The organism is Pseudomonas sp. LAP_36 (assembly GCF_019456785.1).
Taxonomy (GTDB): domain Bacteria; phylum Pseudomonadota; class Gammaproteobacteria; order Pseudomonadales; family Pseudomonadaceae; genus Aquipseudomonas; species Aquipseudomonas tritici.
The window spans coordinates 244,986-264,927 of the sequence record NZ_JAHZMS010000003.1 but is presented as its reverse complement, the minus strand read 5'-3'; the positions used below and the strand labels follow the sequence as shown (position 1 = coordinate 264,927).

The following is a 19,942-nucleotide window of genomic DNA, read 5'->3' as shown; positions in this document are numbered from 1 at the left end:
CATGACCGAGTCGCAAACCGCCTTTGAGCTGTTGCTGGACATCGACCGCCGCTGCCGCCTGCTGGCCGCCGACCTGCCGTCCCAGGAAACCCGCTTGCAACGTTGGAGCGGTATCGGCTTTCGCCTGGGGCAGCACTGGTATGTGGCGCCCATGGGTGAAGTCGCCGAAGTCCTGCATGAGCCGCGTTGCACTTTAATGCCCGGGGTCAAGGCCTGGGTCAAAGGCGTGGCTAATCTGCGTGGGCGCTTGTTGCCGGTGATGGACCTGGGTGGGTTCCTCGGCCTTGAACTGTCCAAGGCGCGCAAACAGCGGCGGGTGTTGGTGGTGGAATGTAACGACCTGTTTGTCGGGCTGCTGGTGGACGAGGTGGTGGGGATGCAGCATTTTGCACAAGACGCGTGGCTGGCGAACGCCGCACCCGACGCACCGTATATCCAAGGCTGGTTCGACGGCGACCAGCAGTGGCAGGTTTTCAGCCCCTTCGCCCTGGCCCAGGCCCCAGGCTTCATGGACGTTGCCGCATGACCACCGCCACCACGCCCAAACCCCAGGCCGGCTCGCGCAGCCGCTCGCAGATCATCGTGCTGTTTATTGCACTGATCGTGTTCATCATGTTGCTGTTCGCCAACTTTGCGTACCTCAACACCCAGTCGACCTATGACAAACAGTACATCGGCCACGCCGGTGAATTGCGCGTGCTGTCCCAGCGCATTGCCAAGAACGCCACCGAAGCCGCCGCCGGCAAGGCGGCTGCGTTCAAGCTGTTGGGCGAGGCGCGCAACGATTTCGCCCAGCGCTGGGGCTACCTGAAAAAAGGCGACCCGCAAACCGGGCTGCCCGCCGCGCCCAGTGCGGTACGCGCCGAAATGCGCGCCGTACAGACCGACTGGGAGGCGCTGCTGAAAAATACCGATGCGATTCTCGCCAGCGAACAGACCGTGCTGTCGTTGCATCAAGTTGCCGCGACGCTGGCCGAGACCGTGCCGCAATTGCAGATCGAGTCGGAAAAGGTCGTCGACATCCTGCTGCAACGTGGCGCCCCGGCCAGCCAAGTGGCGTTGGCCCAGCGCCAGTCATTGCTGGCTGAACGTATCCTGGGGGCGGTGAACACCGTGCTCGCCGGCGACGAAACCGCCGCGCAGGCCGCCGACGCCTTTGGCCGCGATGCCAACCGATTTGGGCAGGTGCTCAACGGCATGCTCCAGGGCAACCCCGGCCTGCGCATCACCCAGGTCGAAGACCGCGACGCCCGCGCGCGGCTGGCGGAAATTGCCGAGCTGTTTGAGTTTGTCTCCGGCTCCGTGGATGAAATTCTTGAGACCTCGCCGCAACTGTTCCAAGTGCGCGCATCGGCGAGCAACATCTTCAACTTGTCGCAAACCCTGCTCGATGAAGCCTCACACCTGGCCACCGGGTTTGAAAATCTCGCCGATGGGCGCAGCTTGGACACCATCGGTGGCTATGTGCTGGGCTTGCTGGCGCTGACCTCGATCATCCTGATCGGCCTGGTGATGGTGCGAGAGACCAACCGTCAACTGCATGAAACCGCCGAGAAGAACGAGCGCAACCAGAACGCAATCATGCGTCTGCTGGATGAAATCGAAGACTTGGCCGACGGCGATCTCACGGTGACCGCATCGGTGACCGAAGACTTCACCGGTACCATCGCCGACTCCATCAACTATTCCGTGGATCAGTTGCGCGATCTCGTCGCCACCATCAACCTCACCGCCGGGCAAGTCGCCGGAGCGGTGCAGGATACCCAGGCCACCGCCATGCACCTGGCCCAGGCGTCGGAGCATCAGGCCCAGCAGATCGCCGAAGCCTCCACCGCGATCAACCAGATGGCCCAGTCCATCGATCAGGTCTCGGCCAACGCCGCCGAATCGTCGGCAGTGGCGGAGCGTTCGGTGGAGATTGCCAACAAAGGCAACGAGGTGGTGCACAACACCATCCACGGCATGGACAACATTCGCGAGCAGATCCAGGATACCGCCAAGCGCATCAAGCGCCTGGGCGAATCGTCCCAGGAGATTGGCGACATCGTTAGCCTGATCGACGACATTGCCGACCAGACCAACATCCTCGCGCTCAATGCCGCGATCCAGGCGAGCATGGCTGGGGATGCAGGGCGCGGCTTTGCCGTGGTGGCGGATGAAGTTCAGCGCCTGGCCGAACGTTCGTCGGCCGCGACCCGGCAGATCGAAACCCTGGTGCGCGCGATCCAGGCCGATACCAATGAGGCGGTAATCTCCATGGAGCAGACCACCACCGAAGTGGTGCGCGGCGCGCGGCTGGCGCAAGACGCCGGGGTGGCGCTGGAAGAAATCGAAGGCGTGTCGAAGACCCTGGCGGCGCTGATCCAGAGCATATCCAACGCGGCGCAGCAACAGACCTCGTCGGCGGGGCAGATTTCGCTGACGATGAATGTGATTCAGCAGATCACTACGCAGACCTCGTCGGGCTCCACGGCTACGGCCGAAAGTATCGGTAACCTGGCAAAAATGGCCAGCCAGTTGCGCCGGTCGGTGTCGGGTTTCACCCTCCCGCCCCCCAAGCAAGTCGACGATTGAAATGCTTTCTAAAGAACACCACAGTTGATCTCCATTGTTCTTGGCAGCACCAGCAACCCACGAATTCTAAGCGGAGCAGTTATGGTTGATCGGCACGACTACGTGGCCCTCGAATGGGTCAAGGGCGACATTGCCGAAACCCTGAAACAGGCCCGTTCGGCGCTGGACGCGTATGTCGAAACCACTGACGGCGACGCAATAAGCGAGTGCCTGGCCGGCATCCACCAGGTGCATGGCGCGCTGCTAATGGTCGAGTTCTACGGCGCAGCGCTGCTGGCTGAGGAAATCGAAGAACTCGCCCTGGCCCTGCAAGCCGGGCGCGTCAGCCAGCACGATGAAAGCATCCGTCTGCTGCAACAGGCCCTCAACCAATTGCCGCTGTATCTGGAGCGTGTGCACAGCGCCCGACGCGACCTGCCGCTGGTGGTGTTGCCGCTGCTCAACGACCTGCGCAGCGCACGCGGCGAAAGCCTGCTGTCGGAGACCAGCCTGTTCAGCCCGCAACTGCTGTCGATTGCGCCGCTGCCCGACGAAACGCTGGCGCAACGCGCGGCGCCTGACCTGAAAGAGCAACTGCGCCGGTGGCACCAACTGCTGCAACAAGCCTTGGCGGGTTTGTTGCGCGAAGACCACGGCCCAAGCAACCTGGAAGACATGGCGCGAGTGTTCGCGCGTCTTGAAGCGTTGTGCCAGGGCGCGCCGCTGTTGCCACTGTGGCAAGTCACCTCGGCCTTGGTCGAAGGGATGCTCACCGGTGTGATCGCCAACAGCCCGGCCCTGCGCAGCTTGCTCAAGGCCAGCGACAAACAGCTCAAGCGCCTGCTCGCCCAGGGGATCGGCGGGGTCAACCAGCCGGCGCCGGATGAGTTGCTCAAAAGCTTGCTGTTCTATGTCGCCAAGGTCACCCGACCGACGCCGCGCATGCAAAGCCTCAAGGAACGCTACGGTTTGGATGAGGCCTTGCCTGACAGCGCGGTGGTCGACGCCGAGCGCGCCCGCCTGGCCGGGCCGGATCGCAATGCGATGGGCTCGGTACTCGGCGCGTTGTGTGAGGAGTTGGTACGGGTAAAAGAACGCCTCGACTTGTTCGTACGCAGCGACCGCCAGCACACTAATGACTTGGAGGCGCTGCTCGCGCCGCTGCGGCAGATCGCCGACACCTTGGCCGTGCTGGGCTTCGGCCAACCGCGCAAAGTCATCATCGACCAGCTTGCTGTGGTGCTGAGCCTGGCTCAAGGTCAGCGCGAGCCCAACGATGCCGTGTTGATGGACGTCGCTGGAGCCTTGCTCTATGTCGAAGCCACACTGGCCGGCATGGTCGGTACCGTCGAGCCGGAAAGCCGCGAAGAAAGCCGCCTGCCGACTACCGACCTGACCCAGATCCACCAACTGGTGATCCGCGAGTCCTGCCAGTGCCTCAAGCAAGCCAAGGAACTGGTGATCGACTGCATCGAAGCCGACTGGGACCGCCAGCGCCTTGAGTCCCTACCGGAACTGCTGAGTCAGGTGCGCGGCGCCCTTGCGATGATCCCGCTGCCCCGCGCGGCGAGCCTGATGCGCGGATGCACTGATTACGTCGACGAGCAATTGATGGGCACCGATGCGCCGCCGTCCGAGATGCAGCTTGCGCATTTTGCTGACGTGATCAGCAGCCTGGAGTACTACCTCGAACGTATGCTCCAAGACCCGGACGCCGTCGGCGAACGGGTGCTGGAACTGGCCACCCAAGGCCTGGCCGCACTGGGTTACCTGCCCGCCGAGAAGCCCTGGCGCCAAGCCTTGGCTGCACCGGATGGCGCACTCTCGGGTGAGATAACGCCCAGCCAGTCCCAGTTCGATGCACTGGCCAGTCCAACGTCGCGCCTGAACCCGCCGGCCCTGCAACGCCCCGGCAGCCTGTTGCCGCCACCGGCCGATGAAGAACCCATCGACGATGAGCTGCGCGAAGTCTTCCTCGAAGAAACCGACGAAGTCCTCGAGGCGCTGCACCGCAATCTGCCCAACAGCACCGACAAAACCGCCCAGGGCGAAATGCGCCGTGCTTTCCATACCCTCAAAGGCAGTGGCCGCATGGTGCGCGCCCTGGTCCTGGCGGAGCTGGCCTGGGCCGTGGAAAACTTGCTCAACCGCGTGCTGGAACGCAGCGTTGTCCTGGGCCCCGAGGTGCAACAGGTGCTGGATGAAGCGGTGGCCTTGCTGCCGGAGCTGATCGCCGACTTCGCCACCGACGACCAACACCAGCGCGATGAAGTCGACGCCCTGGCTGCACGTGCCCACGCCTTCGCCAGCGGTACGCAAGCGCCGGTCGCAGAGTCCCACGACCCGATGTTGCTGGAGATCTTCCGCAACGAAGCCCAAAGCCATCTGGACAGCCTCAACCACTTCCTGCAACAGGCTGCCGAGCATGTGCCGCTGCAAGTCAGCGATGAGCTGCAACGCGCCTTGCACACCCTTAAGGGCAGCGCCTACATGGCCGGCGTGTTGCCCATCGCCGAACTGGTGCGCCCCCTCGACCACCTGACCCGCGAATATAAAGCTCACCGCCTGCCGCTGGACCTGGACGAAGTGGAGTTGTTGCTGGAAGCCGAAGACCTGTTCCAACGCGGGCTGCGTGATTTGGACAGCGATCCCTTGGCGCCGATCAAAGGCGCAGAGGACTTGATCAGCCGCACCCAACGCCTGCTGGATCACCAGCTCGAAGCACTGCTCGACGCGCCGAGTAGCGGCTTGCACATCAAGCGTGACCCGCAACTGATCGCCAACTTTCTGGCCCAGGGCATGGACATCCTGCTCGACGCCGAAAGCCTGCTGCGCCGCTGGCAAGAGCACCCCGGCGAGCGCCAGGAACTCACCGCGCTGCTGGACGAATTGACCACGTTGGGGGAGGGCGCGCACGTTGCCGACCTGCACGCCATCGACGAACTCTGCGAAGCCCTGCTCGACCTCTATGGCGCCGTGGAAGAGAGCAGCCTGGCCGTCAGCGAGCGGTTTTTCCAAGAAGCTGAGCAAGCCCATGAAGCGCTGATCAGCATGCTCGACCAGTTGGCCGCCGGCCAGGAAGTCAGCCCGGCCCCGGCACGGGTCCACGCCCTGCGCGGTCTGCTGAACGAAGCCCTCGATCCGTCCGCCACCGGCCTGATCAAAAGCGACGGCAGCCGCACGCTGAGCATTTCCGAGCTGGGCGCCGCCACGCAGCAGTTGGAGCATGAAACGGCGATAGACGACGAGATTGTCGACATATTCCTCGAAGAAGCCGTGGACATCCTCGACAGCGCCGGGCAGTCGCTCAAACGCTGGTTGCTGGAGCCCGACAGCGCCGCACCGTTGTCGTCGTTGCAGCGCGATTTGCACACCCTCAAGGGCGGTGCGCGCATGGCCGAAATCGGGCCGGTGGGTGACTTGGCCCATGAGCTGGAGTGCCTGTACGAAGGGTTGGTGGACCGCCGCTACAGCTACTCCCCTGAGCTGTCCCTGTTGCTGATGGCCAGTCATGAGCGGCTGGCCTTGCAGCTTGAAGAACTGCAACAGCACCAGCCCCTGAGCGATGCCAATGAGCTGATCGCCCCGTTGCGTGAGTTCCGCCAGAACAGCACACCTTCCGCACCGGCCGAGGCGCCTCAAGCGTCGGGCGCTGATCCTGAATTACTGGATATTTTCCTCGAAGAAGCCGCCGACATTCTCGACAGCTCAGGCAGCGCATTGCTGCGCTGGCAGGCCGAGCCCGGTAATCGACAGGAAGTGGAAACTTTGCTGCGCGACTTGCACACCCTCAAGGGCGGCGCGCGCATGGTCGAAATTGCGCCCATTGGCGACTTGGCCCATGAGCTGGAATTTCTCTACGAGGGCCTGTCCGCCGGCTTGCTCGCGCCCTCTGCGGAGCTGTTCGCGTTGCTGCAAGGTTGCCATGACCGCCTGGCGCAGATGATCGACGCTGTGGCGGATGGCCTGCCTGTAGGCTCGGTGGACAAACTCATCGAACGCATCAAAGGCCTGGTGCACCCAAACGTAGAGCCGGTAACGCCCGTGGCGTTGCCAGCCGGCAAGACGGAAGCAGTCGTCGACCCGGCGGCCGACATGGTGAAAATCTCCGCCGAGCTGCTCGACGACTTGGTCAATCTGGCCGGTGAAACCTCGATCTTCCGTGGCCGAATCGAGCAGCAAGTCAACGACGCACGCATTGCCCTGACGGAAGTGGAAACCACGATCGAACGCATGCGCGATCAACTGCGCCGTCTCGACACCGAAACCCAAGGCCGCATCCTCAGCCGCCAGCAGGCCGAGGCCGAACGCCTGGGCTACGAAGAGTTCGACCCGCTGGAAATGGACCGCCATTCGCAGTTGCAGCAGCTGTCCCGCGCGCTGTCCGAATCCGTCTCCGACCTGCTTGACCTCAAGGACACCCTTGAGCGCCGTAACGAGGATGCGCACGACCTGTTGCAGCAACAGGCACGCATCAACACCGAGTTGCAAGAAGGCCTGATGCGCACGCGCATGGTGCCGTTCGAACGCATGCTGCCGCGCCTCAAGCGCATCGTGCGCCAGGTAGCGGGCGAGTTGGGCAAAGACGTGGAGTTCATCGTCGGCAACGCCGAGGGCGAGATGGACCGCAACGTGCTGGAGCGCATGGCGGCGCCGCTGGAACACATGCTGCGCAACGCCGTCGACCATGGCCTGGAACCCCGCGATGTGCGGCTGCTGGCCGGCAAGCCGGAAAAGGGTCGCATCACCCTGGACCTGACCCATGAAGGCGGCGACATTGTCTTCGACATGCGTGACGACGGTGCCGGTGTGCCGCTGGAAGCGGTGCGGCGCAAGGCGATCAAGCGTGGCTTGCTAGACCCCAATCAAGAGATCAGCGACCGCGACGTGTTGCAGTTCATCCTGCAGCCCGGGTTCTCCACGGCGGAGAAGATCACCCAGATTTCCGGGCGCGGCGTGGGCATGGACGTGGTGCATGAGGAAGTGCGTCAGTTGGGTGGCTCGATGGTCATTGACTCGACGCCGGGCGAGGGTGTGCATTTCCGCATTCGCCTGCCATTTACCGTGTCGGTCAACCGCGCGCTGATGGTGCAGTGTGCGGACGATCAATACGCGATCCCGCTCAACACCATCGAAGGCCTGGTGCGCGTGCTGCCGCATGAGTTGGCCGGGCACTATCAGCAGGATCCGCCGTGTTATGAGTACGCCGGCCAGCGCCACGAGCTGTTCTATCTCGGCGACTTGTTGCAGACCGTCAGCCGCCCGAAACTGTTAGGCCAGTACCAGCCGGTGCCGGTGCTGTTGGTGCAGTGCAATGAGCGGCGCGTTGCCATCCATGTGGACGCCATGGCCGGCACGCGGGAAATCGTGGTCAAGGGCCTGGGCCCGCAGTTTGCAGGTGTACAGGGCTTGTCCGGCGCGACGATTCTGGGCGATGGGCGTGTGGTACTGATCATCGACTTGCTGGCACCTATCCGCGCCCGTCAACCCGCGTTGCCGGCTCAAGCGGCTGACGTGCCGCTGATCCTCAACGACCCCCTGAAAAAGCGCCCGCTGCTGGTGTTGGTGGTGGACGATTCGGTTACCGTGCGCAAAGTCACCAGTCGCCTGCTGGAGCGCAACGGCATGAACGTGCTCACTGCCAAAGACGGCATCGACGCGCTCGCTGTGCTTGAAGAACACACCCCGGACCTGATGCTGCTCGACATCGAAATGCCGCGCATGGACGGCTTCGAAGTGGCGACCCAGGTGCGCAATGACCCGCGGCTGATGCGCCTGCCGATCATCATGATCACCTCGCGCACCGGCCAGAAACACCGCGACCGCGCCATGGCCATCGGCGTGAATGACTACCTCGGCAAGCCGTATCAAGAGTCGGTGCTGCTGGAAAGCATCGCCTACTGGAGCAAGTCCCATGCTTGACCACCGCACCAGCCAACTCACCGGCCTGCTCCTGCCCCTGGCCGACCGCCACCTGGTGCTGCCCAACGTCGCCATCGCCGAGTTGATCGACTTCCAGCGCGGCGAACCGGCCAGCGATGCGCCGCCGTGGTATTTGCGGCAAGTGACGTGGCGGGACCGGCAAATCCCATTGATCAGCTTTGAAGCGGTGTGCGGTGAAGCCAGTGTGACCGGCGAACGCTCACGGATTGTGGTGTTGAATGCCTTGGGCGGCCGGCCGACATTGAAGTTTATTGCGCTGGTGATCCAGGGGATTCCGCGCTCCTACAAGCTCGACAGCGAGTTGAGCTACGTGGATGTGCCGCTGTGCCCGCTGGAGTTGGCGGCGGTGCAAGTGGGGGAACATGTGGCGAAGGTGCCGGATTTGATGGGGCTTGAAGCGCTATTGGTAGAGTCCGGCCTGGCCTGAGCCTCCACCCTCAAACCCTGTGGAGATCAAAATGTGGGAGCGGGCTTGCTCGCGAATACGGTGGGTCAGCTACACAAGTATCAACTGTCAGTCCGCATTCGCGAGCAAGCCCGCTCCCACACTGGATTGCGCTCGTCTCAGATATTCACTCAATCCGCGCAAACCGCTTCCTGCATACCTCTTTTGTGGCGAGGGAGCTTGCTCCCGCTGGGGCGCGAAGCGGCCCCAAAACCTACCGCCGCTTTTGTTTGATCGTTCCTTATCGTGCGCCATCAATGTAGGGCTCGGACTGATAGCGTGTCTGAAATTTCTGTAAGTCTCACCTCCGTATTTTTACTGATTTTTGAGTGCTAGTTTTTATCGCTCAACCCCATCAGCAAGGATTCGCAAATGGCCGTCCCTCCCATGCCTTCGGGCGTTTCGCTGCAAGACAACATCGCCTTGGCCAACAACCGTAGGATGCATCTTAAGCCGGGCTCGGCGTTCACCTATTCGTGGTTTTACTCACAGGTCAGGGGGCGCGGTCCTTGGGACTATAAACAGAAAAGCCGTGAGTACGAGGCATTCGGTAACTTCAACTATGGCGTTACCGGAACGGTGTTGGGTATTCCCGAGGGTGTGTTGTTACGAGCGGCAGGAGCAGCGCAAAAAGCGGCGGGTACGTCTCGGGTAGAGTTTGGAGACTGGTGGGGTGATGCGCCTTATGGCGACGATCATAGTGACCAGCACTGGATAAAGGAGGGTATCGAATATGCCAGGGCCCAAGGGTACTAAGTGGATGGTGCAAGGTCTGCTCAATGGGCTGTTGGTGGTGTGTCTGGGCTATTTGGGCTTTGGTTGGCTGATGAGCCCTGGAGCGCCGGAGTTGGATGAGGTGGTGCTCAAGTACTCTCTGAGTAACGGCAAGTCGATCTACGGGGTTCGGGATGGTCAGGGTGGTGCGACGGTCGGATTTTCCTACAGGTATTACATTCATGAGGACATGGATACTGATCAGGAGATACTTACCGGGCTGGTCTCGAAATATCCTTTTCTGAAAACCAACGCGCCGGATGTTCAAGTGATCCGGCAGGATGGCGTCATTCACCTCATTGTTCGTGGTGAGGTTTATGAGTACCGCAGCTATCCGCTTGAAGGTTTGGGGGCTGTGAGCATAGACATGAAGTTGTAGAGCGGCTGGCTTCGGATTTTTCCTGCAAGATTTTGGGCAGTGCGTGAACTTGTCGTGTGCGGTCAGCGCACCTAGTCTTCGTCCCGTCATCGCAAAAAACGGTGACACGGACGTGCAAGTCCGACGAAACTGTTTAGGCGTGCAAACGCCCAGCCAACCAACGGGCGTTTTTTATGCCTGCTGTATTTGTTATGGCGGCTGTGCGTGGGAGATCCTTCGGGGTCTGCCGGGGTCCGATATGCCCGGTCTTGCACACCTGCGCACGGCTGCCACCTTAATTTGCGTGCAAGTGAAAGAGGGCAGTCTCCATCACATATCGGAGCTGTAAATCATGGTCAAACCTACCCCCCAATCCGCCCCTCTTCACTGTAAACCCCGCCCAAACCACCGAAACCCTGCTGGTCAATGCCGGCGAAACCCTGTCTTCCCTCAACGCACTCACCTGCAACCTGGCCTTCGACCTGGACGCTTCCCAGCGCGCAATCATGCTGGGGATTCAGCAAATGGCTGAGTTCGGACAATTGTTGGTCGAAAGGGCGTTGGAGCAAGTCAGCCCGTCGCCGGAGGTGGTCCCAAAAAGGGACTGATCGGTCCCTTAATGGGACTGCTATCTAACAAACAACATCGGGCAAATGTGGGAGCGGGCTTGCTCGCGAAGGCAGGGTGTCAGTCCATGCAACTATTACTGACCCACCGCATTCGCGAGCAAGCCCGCTCCCACTTTTGATTGACTGCGGCACCACCTTGCCGGGAAATGCGGAGGACCTGTTGGCTAGCTATCAGTGGGGTTGACTGGGTCAAAGTGTGGGGAGGGCGTCTTGGGAATTGCGACGAGCCACGGAACACTTGCTCCCCCATCGTAAAGATCCCCGCTCCACTGCCGATAGCGAGGGGAATTTTTCGACAGAAGATCGACGCAATGTGGCTTTTGGATGGGTTTGCCTGGATGTACGACCTCAACCGTTTCACTGGCGCGTTGCTGATGTGGTTTGGGGTGCTGGTGCTCACGGCGGCTGTAACCATGAACGTGCAGTCCAATCGTGGGAAGCTGTGGGGGTTCGTAATCACTTCCGCAGGTGCGGTGTTTATTTTGATGTATCTAGAAAGCCTCAAGCTGATCGATGACGATAAGGCGATCAAGGGCGTAGTCAGCAACTTAGTGGTCATGACCCTGGGTGGTCTCGGGTCAGGTCTGTTGGCGGTTGCGATATCCCGGGGGCCGACTCCGGATGAAGACAAACAGGCCCGTGGGTTTATCCGTGATCGTCTGCTGGATGCGCTTGAGTACGCCTTTGTGTATGTCGCGATCTGCTCGTTCACGTTGTTCGCGGTCTGCCTGCCTCTCAATCTGCTGGGGTGGCCTCCCGTCGGCGAGCATGACCTGCTGAGCCTGCTGCTTGTGTGCCTGGGCGCATTGCTGGGTTACGCGATAGGGTCCCATCCTAGTCGCTTGAAAAACTGGGAGCAACTGGGGGCCTGTGCGATGGTGGCGCTGCTCTTGCTGCTATTGCCGGTTTACGCGCAGTCGCTCTCGGGCCTGTGGAGTTGGAGTTGGGCAGCCGTGTTGGGGCTGCACGTTTTTGCGGCGTTGGCATTGTTCAGGACCCTATGGTTCCACCGGGTCGAGTGGCGCAGAACCTGAACCCGCGTTCATTGGCTTATCATTAACCCAGACGTAACAGTCCAACATCCAGCTTGATTGATGGTCCTCCGGATCACTCCTAAGGTAAGCCCCACGACAGCAACCTCCGTGGAGCGACCATGACAACAACAATCACCCCCGACTCGCGCTGGACGCGGCGGCGCGACGAGAAGCAACGGCGGCTCGGGCTGGTCAAAAAATACGCAGACGGGGCGGTGTTGCCCAGCGACAGGATCGTCGAGGCGCTTGAGGCGCTGATCCTGCCCGGCGACCGCGTGGTGCTGGAGGGCAACAACCAAAAGCAGGCGGATTTTCTCTCGCGCTCCCTGGCCAAGGCCGACCCGGCCAAGCTCCACGATTTGCACATGATCATGCCCAGCGTCGGCCGTTCCGAGCACTTGGACCTGTTTGAAAAAGGTATCGCACGCAAACTCGACTTCTCCTTTGCTGGCACCCAATCCCTGCGCATCAGCCAGTTGCTGGAAGACGGTCTGCTGGAAATCGGTGCGATCCATACCTATATCGAACTCTACGCACGGCTGGTGGTGGACCTGATCCCCAACGTGGTGCTCTCCGCCGGTTTCATGGCCGACCGCGCCGGCAATATCTACACCGGTGCCAGCACCGAAGACACTCCGGCGTTGATCGAGCCCGCCGCGTTCAGCGATGGCATCGTCATCGTGCAGGTCAACCAGTTGGTCGACGACGTCACCGACTTGCCCCGCGTCGACATCCCGGCGAGCTGGGTGGATTTTGTGGTGGTGGCTGACAAGCCGTTCTACATCGAACCGCTGTTCACCCGCGACCCGCGTCACATCAAGCCAGTCCACGTGCTGATGGCGATGATGGCGATCCGCGGCATCTACGAAAAACATAATGTGCAGTCGCTCAACCATGGTATCGGCTTCAACACCGCCGCCATCGAGTTGATCCTGCCGACCTACGGCGAATCCCTCGGCCTCAAGGGCAAGATCTGCCGCAACTGGACCCTCAACCCGCACCCAACCCTGATCCCCGCCATCGAAAGCGGTTGGGTGGAAAGCGTGCATTGCTTCGGCACTGAACTGGGCATGGAGAACTACATCGCCGCACGGCCAGACATTTTCTTCACCGGCCGCGACGGCTCGATGCGCTCCAACCGAATGTTCTGCCAACTGGCCGGCCAATACGCGGTGGACCTGTTTATCGGCGCCACCCTGCAAGTCGACGGCGACGGCCATTCTTCCACCGTGACCCGTGGCCGCCTCGCCGGTTTTGGTGGCGCGCCGAACATGGGGCACGACCCGCGCGGCCGTCGCCATGGCACGCCAGCCTGGCTCGATATGCGCCACGGCGACGCCCCGGAAGCTTTGCTAGAACGCGGCAAAAAGCTTGTCGTGCAAATGGTCGAGACCTTCCAGGAAGGCGGTAAACCGACCTTCGTCGACACCCTCGACGCGGTGGAAGTGGCGCGCAAAAGCGGCATGCCGCTGGCGCCGATCATGATCTACGGTGACGACGTGACTCACCTGCTCACCGAAGAAGGCATTGCCTACCTGTACAAGGCGCGTTCCCTTGAGGAGCGCCAGGCGATGATCGCCGCCGTTGCCGGGGTGACTGCCATTGGCATGCGCCACAACCCCAAGGACACCGCACGCATGCGCCGCGAAGGCTTGATCGCCTTGCCCGAAGACTTAGGCATCCGTCGCACCGACGCCACCCGCGAACTGTTGGCCGCCAAAAGCGTGGCTGACTTGGTGGAGTGGTCCGGTGGCCTGTACAACCCGCCCGCCAAATTCAGGAGCTGGTAAATGCGCGCCCTCAAACTGCATGAACTGAGCCTGGCTGAACGCCTGGCGGATATGGCCGTCGATGCGCTGATCGACGAGGCGGACCTGTCACCCAAACCTGCGTTGGTGGACCGGCGTGGCAACGGCGCCCACAGCGATCTGCACCTGGGCCTGATGCACGCCTCGGCGCTGTCGCTGTGGCCGATGTTCAAGGAGATGGCTGAGGCGGCTATCGAATTCGGTGAGGTCGGTTTACCCCTGCGCGAAGCCCTTGGGCGCATTGGCCGGGAAGGGGAGTTGGCGATGCTCGCTACCACCAACGACGTGAATACCCATCGTGGTGCCATCTGGGCGCTCGGCTTGCTGACCGCCGCCGCCGCTCTGGAACCACGCGCCATAACGCTGACCGCCGCCAGATTAGCCTTGCTCAACGACCGCTTCGCGCCCCAGCCCATGAGCCACGGCGCCCAGGTTGCCCAACGCTACGGCGCCCGCGGCGCCCGCGAGGAAGCGCAACTCGGCTTCCCCTCCGTGATGCAACGTGGCCTGCCGCAACTGCGCAAAAGCCGTCAGCAAAATACCGGCGAACAGAACGCTCGCCTGGATGCCTTGCTCGCGATCATGACTGACCTGGCCGACACCTGCGTGCTCTACCGCGCGGGTATCGAGGGGTTGAATGCCATGCAAAAAGGCGCTCAAGCGGTGTTGGACGCCGGTGGCAGCGCAAGCCTCGCTGGGCGTCGCAGCTTGCACGAACTGGACAACCAGTTGCTGGCCCTGAATGCCTCCCCCGGTGGCGCCGCTGACCTGTTGGCCGCCTGCCTGTTTATCGATCGTCTCGACGGAGCGTTTTGATGGAAACCTTATCCTTTGAATTCCCCGCCGGGCAGCCGCCAAAAGGCCGCGCGCTGGTGGGTTGTGTCGGCTCGGGCGACCTGGAAGTGCTGCTGGAACCAGGCACGCCGGGCACGCTGACCATCCAGGTGCAGACTTCGGTGAAGGGCGCCGAGCAACGCTGGCAGCATCTGTTCGAACGCATCTTCCAGGAGCAGACGCCACCGGCGTTGAAGATTGATATCCACGATTTCGGCGCGACCCCCGGCGTGGTGCGTTTGCGTCTGGAACAAGGCTTCGAGGAGGTTGGTCATGACTGACTTGCTCGCTAAACACAGCTTTGTTGAATTGGGTGCGCGGCAGCGGGCCAAGGCGCTGCTGGATGCAGGTTCCTATCGCGAATTGATCGACCCGTTCCAGCGCGTTATGTCGCCGTGGCTCAGCCGTCAAGGCGTGGTGCCGCAAGCCGATGACGGCGTGGTGATCGCCAAGGGCTGCATCGCTGGCTTGCCGGTGGTGATCGCGGCGATCGAAGGCAATTTCCAGGGCGGCAGCCTGGGTGAAGTCGGCGGTGCAAAAATCGCAGGCGCTCTGGAGCTGGCGGCTGAAGACAATCGCAAGGGCATTCCGACCCGCGCAGTCCTGCTGCTGGAAACCGGTGGCGTGCGCTTGCAGGAGGCCAACCTGGGCCTGGCGGCGATTGCGGATATCCATGCGGCGATTGTCGACCTGCGCCAATACCAGCCGGTAGTTGGCGTGGTGGCGGGCAGTGTCGGTTGCTTTGGCGGTATGTCGATTGCGGCCGGGCTGTGCAGTTATCTCGTGGTCACCCGTGAAGCGCGTCTGGGCCTGAATGGCCCGCAAGTGATCGAACAGGAAGCGGGGCTTGAAGAATATGACTCCCGCGACCGGCCTTTCATCTGGAGCCTTACCGGCGGTGAGCAGCGCTTCAACAGCGGCCTGGCCGACCGTTATGTGGCAGACGATGTGGCGCAGATTCAGCAGACCGTCAGCGCACTGCTGGAACAAGGCCTGCCCGCCCAGCAACGCAGCCGTCAGGCCGAATATTACCTGGCGCGCCTGGCCGAATTGGACACCACACCGCAAATCGACCCGGCGGCGGTGCGCGAGCTGTATCAAGGAGAACGCTCATGAGAGGTTTGCAGTGGTTCAACGCATTGAGCGTCGGCGCGACGCCTGTTTCGGGTTTGCCGGATTCTCTGAAAGTGGCCGACGGCGTAGTGGGCGAACACGCCGTGCGCTTTCTGGCCGTGGTCACCGACGAACACAATCGCTTCCCCCGCGCACGCAGTGGTGAAGTCGGGTTGCTGGAAGGTTGGGGGCTCGCTAAGGCGGTGGATGAAGCCATCGAGAAAGGCGACAAGCGCCCGCTGATCGCCATCGTCGATGTGCCGAGCCAAGCCTACGGACGTCGCGAAGAAGCCCTCGGCATCCACCAGGCGCTGGCCGCCGCCGCTGACAGCTACGCCCGCGCGCGACTGGCCGGGCATCCGGTGATTGCGCTGCTGGTAGGTAAAGCCATGTCCGGTGCATTCCTCGCCCACGGGTACCAGGCCAACCGCCTGATCGCCCTGCGCGACCCCGGTGTGATGGTGCACGCCATGGGCAAGGCGTCGGCGGCGCGGGTGACCCTGCGCAGTGTCGAAGAACTGGAAGCCTTGGCCGCCAGCGTGCCGCCGATGGCCTATGACATCGACAGTTATGCCAGCCTCGGTTTGCTTTGGGAGACCTTGTCGGTCAGCCAGATCGAACAGCCAACGGCGGAAGACGTGGCGCGCGTCAGCGATTGCCTGGTGAGTGCGATCAAGGATATCGGGGGCAGTGATTTGAGCGGGCGCCTTGGTGCAACCAATCGCGCTGCGTCCAGCCATGTTCGCCAACTGCTGCGGGAACAATGGTGAACGCGCACGACCTGCTCTGGGGCATGACCCCGGCGCACCTGCCTGCTGATGCGCCGGCCTGGGCAGTGGAGGTGATTGGTGCCGGTCACCCGGTGGTGGTGCGTCGCGCCATCGTCGAGCCGGGCCTGGTTGCAGTGGGTGTGCGCGGGCGTTTGCGTGAGCAGCGGCTTGCTGCTGAAATGCCCTTCGCGGCGGTGCAGCGGTGCGTAGTACCGGAAGCTTTGCGCGCCGTGGCGTCGCCACGGAACTTGCCCGCACTGCGAGCACTTGCGGCGCTGCAGACGGTGCTGGCGAACGAAACTTGGGGCGTCACTGGCAGCGCCGGTTTCGAACTGGCCACGGGTATCGAAGCGCTGCATGCCCAGAGCGACCTGGATTTGATTGTGCGCACGCCCGAGCCATTGGCGCGAGGTGATGCCGAAGATTTGCTGGCGATTCTTGAAACGGCGGAGTGCGCCGTGGACCTGCAACTGCAAACCCCTTTCGGTGCAGTCGCCTTGCGCGAATGGGCGAGCGGGTCACGCCGTGTGCTGCTCAAAACCGTCAGCGGTGCGCACCTCGTGCTTGATCCATGGCAGGCCGTGGCATGAGCAGCCTTCTCGTCTTCCCCGGCCAGGGCGCCCAACGCCCAGGCATGCTCCAGGCGTTGCCGGCCGCTGTGTTGGAGCAAGCCAGCGATGCCTTGGGTGAGGACGTTCGCGCATTGGATTCGGCGCAAGCCCTGGTGAATACCCGCGCTGTTCAGCTTTGCCTGCTGATCGCTGGCGTGGCCCACGCGCGCCTGCTGCAACACACCCCGGATTATGTCGCGGGCCTGTCCATCGGTGCCTATCCGGCGGCGGTGATCGCAGGCGCGCTGGACTTCAACGACGCAATCAAACTGGTCAGCCTGCGCGGTGAGCTGATGCAAAACGCTTATCCACAGGGCTACGGAATGACCGCCCTGATTGGCCCGGAGTTATCCACAGTCGAACATCTGTTGGCTGATATCCACAGCCCCGAAACCCCGGTGTACCTGGCCAATATCAACGCCGACAACCAAACCGTGATCGCCGGGAGCGACGCCGCCATGAGGCAGGTCGCCAGCCGCATCAAAGGCAACGGCATCGCCAAACGCCTGGCCGTCAGCGTGCCGTCCCATTGCGCGCTGCTGGAGCAACCGGCGCAGGAGCTGGCCGAGGCATTCGTTACGCTCAAGGCGCCGCGCATTACCTACCTGAGCAGCACGCGCGCGCGGCCTATTCACAACCCGGAACAGCTACGCGACGACCTGGCCCTCAATATGTGCCGCGTCGTCGACTGGCGCGGCACCGTGCAAAGCGCCTATGAGCGCGGCGTGCGCCTGCAAATCGAACTACCCCCCGGCGCCGTACTCACCGGCCTGTCGCGCCGCGTGTTTGAACAAGGCACGGTGATCGCCTATGAAGGCGCCCGCCTGGATACCTTGCAGGCCCTGCTGCAAGAGGAGGAACGCCGCCACCGATAAAGCACCACCCAAGGCTGTCGAAGCACAAAAACAACAATTTCGATCGAGCACTTTGAGGACAACAACAATGATTATTTACGGTGTGGCGTTTTTGGCGCTCTGTACGTTGGCCGGCCTGTTCGTCGGTGAACTGCTGGGCAAATGGATGGGCATTCCGGCCAACGTCGGCGGGGTGGGTATCGCTATGTTGCTGTTGATCGGGCTGGGCAGTTGCCTCGCCAAGCGCGGCTTGTTTACCGGTAAATCGGAGCAGGGCGTGAGCTTCTGGGCGGCCATTTATATCCCGATCGTGGTGGCCATGGCTGCCCAGCAAAACGTCTACGGTGCAATCAGTGGCGGCCCGATGGCGATTCTGGCTGGGACACTCGCGGTGGTGCTGGGTTTTGCCCTGGTGCCAGTGCTGGTGCGCATCGGCAACCGTGAGCCAAGCGCGGTTGTCCCCACCAAAGAAGCCGGGTGATTGCCATGTACGAATCAATGATGAAAGTGATCACTGGCTACGGCCTGATCAGTGGCTTTGCGGTAATCGGGCTGACCATGTGGGTCTCTTACTGGATCTCTGACACCTTCACCAAAGGCCGCCTGCACGGCTCGGCCATCGCTATTCTGTTGGGTCTGGTGCTGTCTTACGTCGGCGGTGCGTTTACCGGTGGCTCCAAGGGGGTGGTGGATATTCCGTTGTTGTCGGGTATTGGCCTGCTGGGCGGGGCGATGCTGCGCGACTTTGCCATTGTTGCCACGGCGTTTGGCGTGAGTGTCGATGAGCTGAAACGGGCAGGATACGTCGGGGTATTGGCGTTGTTCGTGGGCGTGGGCTCATCGTTCATCGCGGGCGTCGGGGTGGCCATGGCGTTTGGCTACACCGATGCCGTGAGCCTGACCACCATCGGCGCCGGCGCCGTGACGTACATTGTCGGCCCGGTGACCGGTGCGGCGATTGGCGCCAGTTCCGAAGTGATGGCGCTGTCGATCGCCGCCGGGTTGATCAAGGCCATTCTGGTGATGGTGATGACGCCGTTCGTTGCCCCGCTTATCGGTTTGAATAACCCTCGTAGCGCGGTGATTTTCGGCGGGCTCATGGGCACCTCCAGCGGTGTGGCTGGCGGCTTGGCCGCAACCGACCCGAAACTGGTGCCCTACGGCTGCCTGACCGCGGCGTTTTATACCGCGCTGGGCTGTTTGCTGGGGCCTTCGCTGTTGTTTCTGATCATGCGCGGGCTGGTGGGTTAGCGCCCCGGTTGGCATACATCCGACACTCCGCCAACAGCGCGAGCAAGTTAGGGTCGCGCTCCTTGGCCTTCAAGAACACCACGCCAATCTGCTGCTGCAACCGATACCTGGGTTGCAGCGGTATCAGCTTCACGCGGTTCTCATACACCGCCGCAATCCTGCCCGGCAGCAACGCATAGCCCACCCCTGAACTGACCATGCTCAGCAGGGTGAAGATGTCATTCACTTGCATCGCCACCTTCGGCTCGAACCCCGCCTGCTTGAACACCCGATTGCCGTCCTGGTGGGTAGCGAAGCCTTGGGTGAGGGTGATGAACGTGGCGTCGCGCACATCGGCCAGGTCAATTTCCTGCTCGCGGTCGAACGGTGATTCGGCCGGAGTGGCGAGGAAAATGTCGTCGGTAAACAGCGCGATCTGTTCGCAGTCGGGGTCGTTGGCGTGCTCATCCAGCGAGATGAGGATCGCGTCCACCTCCATGTTTTTGAGCTTGTAGAGCAGGTCGAAGTTGGAGCCCAGGATCAGGTCGATGTTGAGTTCGCTGCGACGGATTTTCAGGCCCATGATCAGCTGCGGCACGGTCTTCACCGTGAGCGAATACAGCGAGCCGAGCTTGAAGCGTTCGGCGGAGAAACCTGCGGCCTCGCGGGTCAGGCGCACGCTGTCGACCACATCGGCCACCAGTTTCTGTGCGCGCTCTTCCAACACGTAGGCGCTTTCCAGCGGGGTGAGGTTGCGCCCTTCGTGTTTGAACAGTGGGCAGCGCAGCGCATTTTCCAGGGAGTGGATGGCGCGGTGCACGCTGACGTTGCTGGTTTGCAGCTCGGCGGCGGCGCGGGCCAGGTTGCCGGTGCGCATGAACGCCAGGAAGATTTCGAGCTTTTTGAGGGTGAATTCTTCGTCGATCAGCATGGCCGTGGGCTCTTGTTCGAATGCCGACAATTGTGCCCGCAAAACCGCCCGGCGT

17 protein-coding genes and 1 pseudogene are annotated in these 19,942 nt (G+C 62.0%); 17 read left to right on the top strand and 1 reads right to left on the bottom strand.

The window, feature by feature from the left end:
• The first annotated feature begins 1 nt into the window (after window position 1).
• From JBO08_RS12260 to madM, 17 genes and pseudogenes are all read left to right on the top strand, one after another.
• Window positions 2-526 carry a chemotaxis protein CheW gene (locus JBO08_RS12260; RefSeq protein WP_065871938.1) on the top strand — a complete coding sequence of 175 codons (525 nt, stop codon included), beginning with the start codon at window positions 2-4 and terminating at the stop codon, window positions 524-526.
• A complete protein-coding gene (locus JBO08_RS12255; RefSeq protein WP_065871937.1) occupies window positions 523-2,574 on the top strand; it encodes a methyl-accepting chemotaxis protein in 2,052 nt (683 codons plus the stop codon). The genes JBO08_RS12260 and JBO08_RS12255 overlap by 4 nt, the downstream gene beginning before the upstream one ends.
• 81 nt (window positions 2,575-2,655) lie before the next feature.
• A complete protein-coding gene (locus JBO08_RS12250) occupies window positions 2,656-8,475 on the top strand; it encodes an Hpt domain-containing protein (RefSeq protein ID WP_220074702.1) in 5,820 nt (1,939 codons plus the stop codon).
• The gene (locus JBO08_RS12245; protein ID WP_010207210.1) at window positions 8,468-8,923 is read left to right on the top strand and encodes a chemotaxis protein CheW; all 456 of its coding nucleotides are present in this window, start codon (window positions 8,468-8,470) and stop codon (window positions 8,921-8,923) included. The genes JBO08_RS12250 and JBO08_RS12245 overlap by 8 nt, the downstream gene beginning before the upstream one ends.
• Before the next feature lie 390 nt (window positions 8,924-9,313).
• Window positions 9,314-9,697, top strand: coding sequence for a polymorphic toxin type 44 domain-containing protein (locus tag JBO08_RS12240; RefSeq protein ID WP_065891354.1), 384 nt, complete (start codon window positions 9,314-9,316; stop codon window positions 9,695-9,697).
• Between the two features lie 4 nt (window positions 9,698-9,701).
• Window positions 9,702-10,094, top strand: coding sequence for a hypothetical protein (locus JBO08_RS12235; protein WP_371913952.1), 393 nt, complete (start codon window positions 9,702-9,704; stop codon window positions 10,092-10,094).
• A 331-nt stretch (window positions 10,095-10,425) separates the two neighbouring features.
• Window positions 10,426-10,681 (top strand): annotated as a pseudogene (locus JBO08_RS12230) (DUF6124 family protein).
• 332 nt (window positions 10,682-11,013) lie between these two features.
• A complete protein-coding gene (locus JBO08_RS12225; protein WP_065871932.1) occupies window positions 11,014-11,736 on the top strand; it encodes a hypothetical protein in 723 nt (240 codons plus the stop codon).
• 119 nt (window positions 11,737-11,855) lie between these two features.
• The gene (mdcA, locus tag JBO08_RS12220) at window positions 11,856-13,526 is read left to right on the top strand and encodes a malonate decarboxylase subunit alpha (RefSeq protein WP_065871931.1); all 1,671 of its coding nucleotides are present in this window, start codon (window positions 11,856-11,858) and stop codon (window positions 13,524-13,526) included.
• Entirely contained in the window at window positions 13,527-14,360 is an 834-nt protein-coding gene (locus JBO08_RS12215; protein WP_065871930.1) for a triphosphoribosyl-dephospho-CoA synthase, read from the top strand.
• Window positions 14,360-14,659 (top strand): malonate decarboxylase subunit delta, encoded by a 300-nt coding sequence (locus JBO08_RS12210; protein WP_065871929.1) that lies wholly within the window; start codon window positions 14,360-14,362, stop codon window positions 14,657-14,659. The genes JBO08_RS12215 and JBO08_RS12210 overlap by 1 nt, the downstream gene beginning before the upstream one ends.
• A complete protein-coding gene (locus JBO08_RS12205) occupies window positions 14,652-15,494 on the top strand; it encodes a biotin-independent malonate decarboxylase subunit beta (RefSeq protein ID WP_065871928.1) in 843 nt (280 codons plus the stop codon). The genes JBO08_RS12210 and JBO08_RS12205 overlap by 8 nt, the downstream gene beginning before the upstream one ends.
• Window positions 15,491-16,261 (top strand): biotin-independent malonate decarboxylase subunit gamma, encoded by a 771-nt coding sequence (gene mdcE, locus JBO08_RS12200; RefSeq protein ID WP_065871927.1) that lies wholly within the window; start codon window positions 15,491-15,493, stop codon window positions 16,259-16,261. Before JBO08_RS12205 ends, mdcE begins: the two co-directional genes overlap by 4 nt.
• Complete coding sequence (locus JBO08_RS12195; protein WP_065871926.1) at window positions 16,255-16,851, top strand: malonate decarboxylase holo-ACP synthase; 597 nt, start codon at window positions 16,255-16,257, stop codon at window positions 16,849-16,851. Before mdcE ends, JBO08_RS12195 begins: the two co-directional genes overlap by 7 nt.
• Window positions 16,848-17,747, top strand: a complete 900-nt coding sequence (gene mdcH / locus JBO08_RS12190; RefSeq protein WP_065871925.1) for a malonate decarboxylase subunit epsilon — start codon at window positions 16,848-16,850, stop codon at window positions 17,745-17,747. Before JBO08_RS12195 ends, mdcH begins: the two co-directional genes overlap by 4 nt.
• Before the next feature lie 67 nt (window positions 17,748-17,814).
• Window positions 17,815-18,207, top strand: coding sequence for a malonate transporter subunit MadL (madL, locus tag JBO08_RS12185; RefSeq protein WP_220074703.1), 393 nt, complete (start codon window positions 17,815-17,817; stop codon window positions 18,205-18,207).
• A gap of 5 nt (window positions 18,208-18,212) precedes the next feature.
• Window positions 18,213-18,977, top strand: coding sequence for a malonate transporter subunit MadM (gene madM, locus JBO08_RS12180; RefSeq protein ID WP_049713463.1), 765 nt, complete (start codon window positions 18,213-18,215; stop codon window positions 18,975-18,977).
• Here madM and JBO08_RS12175 read toward each other — a convergent pair.
• A complete protein-coding gene (locus JBO08_RS12175) occupies window positions 18,955-19,887 on the bottom strand; it encodes a LysR substrate-binding domain-containing protein (RefSeq protein WP_065880177.1) in 933 nt (310 codons plus the stop codon). The genes madM and JBO08_RS12175 overlap by 23 nt on opposite strands.
• Window positions 19,888-19,942 lie beyond the last annotated feature (55 nt).